The following is a 1,941-nucleotide window of genomic DNA, read 5'->3' on the forward strand; positions in this document are numbered from 1 at the left end:
TTTGTGGTGCGGTACTTGCGCCGACCCCAGTTCGTCTCACTCATCATCCGAGCCTACTACCGCTGCGGCCCGGATTTGTGCAACAAAGCCGTTCCGGGATACTCGACCCTCGCCTCATGGCCAGCAGCTCGCATTCCCTGCACCAACTGGATCTTGGCTATTTGGTGTTCGATGGACTCTGGGGCTGTCACTCCCCCCTGTCCTGATGCTGCGGCAAAGAACTGGAGACCGCGTGGGCTGCGCTTGAGTACTGCTGGCGTTCGGTGTCGGCCAATGACAAAGGTGCCGATGGGCTGCTTCCGCCATTGCGCCCAGATGTCCAGGGGCGTGGTGAATGACTCGACATCTTTACCGGTTGCCGCGATGGTAGCTATGAGTGTCATTCACGGATTGTCCTATGGGTGGGCGCAATGATGGATGAAGTGCCTTTTGGCGCGGGTCCGCCACTTGTAGACTGTCGAAAAAGCGGAGGTGTTCTAGATGCAAACAATGGGTTCAAAGCTCTTGGCGATTGTTCGTGTACCTGAAAACGAGCGGGTTCGCTGCCAGAACCCTGGCTGTGGCCATGGGGTGCACGCGGCAATCCATATCGTGCGCGAGGGCGGAGTCCTGATGGTGCTGGGCAGCACATGCTTTGAGCGCCGCTATGGAAGCGCCAAAGCTCTGGGACAGCCCCAGTTCAACTTCGGTGGGTCTGGTCGACCGCTGACCACCGAGGAGCGCGAGCTGCTGGATACCAATACAGATCTTCTGCTGGCGCGGTTTGAGGAGGAAGAGCGTCAGAGCCTGATCCGGGAGCAGGCGCTGGCGCTGGCGCAGGAGCAAAGGCGACTCGCTGCCCAAATGGAAGAGCGTCGGCGGGAAGCCCAACGCCTGGCTGCAAGATCTACTGTTGCCTTCGATCCACGGGAAAAGCTTCGAGCTTTGAGAGCGGCATTTGCCAGCAGAGTGGTCCAAGAGCCTGTCCCGCGCGTTTTCACGCAACACCAAGAGCCTGATGGCCCTGTGGCGTCACCCCCTCCATCTTGGGCGCAGGAGGTGAAATTGAACGGCAGCTTCTTCTGCTACGCCTTTGGCGATGGCAGTCAATGGGTTCTGTACCCGCTCCAGCAGGGCGACTATGCCCTGCGGCCATGGCCAGCAGCTGAAGACGGATGGGATGAGGCATTGCCCCCGAGTCTCGGAAGGCCGGAGCCAGAATCAGGCTTCTACCGTGTTGATGACCACATGGGATTTCTCCATGCCGTCGCGCGATTCAGCACAGGCCTGCGCAACACATCGAATCCAGCCGAGATACCCCACGAGTTTGAGGTGCTCGCGCGAAAGGCCTGACCTGGCCCTCCAAAGCTCAATGCTAGGGCTACGAGAACATGCCCATCAAGCGTTGGCGGATAGAGGCGGGAGCTGGCGCTTGCACTTGGACAGCCGATGCTCTACGAAGGACCGTGACGGAGACCCCGTGGACGATCGCGGGCAATCCGTTAAGCTCAAGCAGAAACCTTCCTAGCACGGTGCGGTGGTTTCCCGAGGAGATGAAGTACTGGTCATCGAGCAGGTAAAAGCTCCAGTGTTCTTTCTTGTCTGCGCTCAGGTAGTACTCAGCTGATGCTGCAAGCTGGTGCAAATTGAGGTTGAGACGCTTGAGCACGCATCGGTCATGGCCCGGTGGCAGGCCAATCAACTCAGCCCAGGTGGATCCGTAGTAGTCCGGGTGCTCGGTCCCCGCTACCAATGAGAGATCTATGCGAGCGTTTTCAAGGTGCGCCACCTGTGTGATTTTTTCGCGGAACACGTGCTCATCAAATCGAACCAGGCGCTGGCTGGCGAAGGCAGGCATATCCCCTTGCAGGGCTTTGTTGCACAAATCCGGGCCGCAGCGGTAGTAGGCTCGGATGATGAGTGAGACGAACTGGGGTCGGCGCAAGTACCGCACCACAAACT

General features: G+C 58.9%; 2 protein-coding genes. One reads left to right on the forward strand and one right to left on the reverse strand.

Translation table 11 applies throughout. From position 1 onward, the window contains the following. Nucleotides 1-480 precede the first annotated feature (480 nt). Nucleotides 481-1,332 carry a hypothetical protein gene (locus tag ABIE32_RS21685; protein ID WP_429019399.1) on the forward strand — a complete coding sequence of 284 codons (852 nt, stop codon included), beginning with the start codon at nucleotides 481-483 and terminating at the stop codon, nucleotides 1,330-1,332. Between the two features lie 28 nt (nucleotides 1,333-1,360). On the opposite strand, the gene ABIE32_RS21690 is transcribed toward ABIE32_RS21685, so the two are convergent. Further along, on the reverse strand, nucleotides 1,361-1,941 hold a 581-nt coding region (locus ABIE32_RS21690; RefSeq protein WP_429019402.1), incomplete at its 5' end, for a hypothetical protein.

Origin of the sequence: Comamonas sp. 4034, assembly GCF_050434545.1 — a bacterium.
Classification (GTDB): domain Bacteria; phylum Pseudomonadota; class Gammaproteobacteria; order Burkholderiales; family Burkholderiaceae_C; genus Comamonas; species Comamonas odontotermitis.

What these genes read in the sequence shown, in the direction of transcription:
- ABIE32_RS21685 (WP_429019399.1), top strand. Translation starts at nt 481, where the DNA reads ATGCAAACAATGGGTTCAAAGCTCTTGGCGATTGTTCGTGTACCTGAA.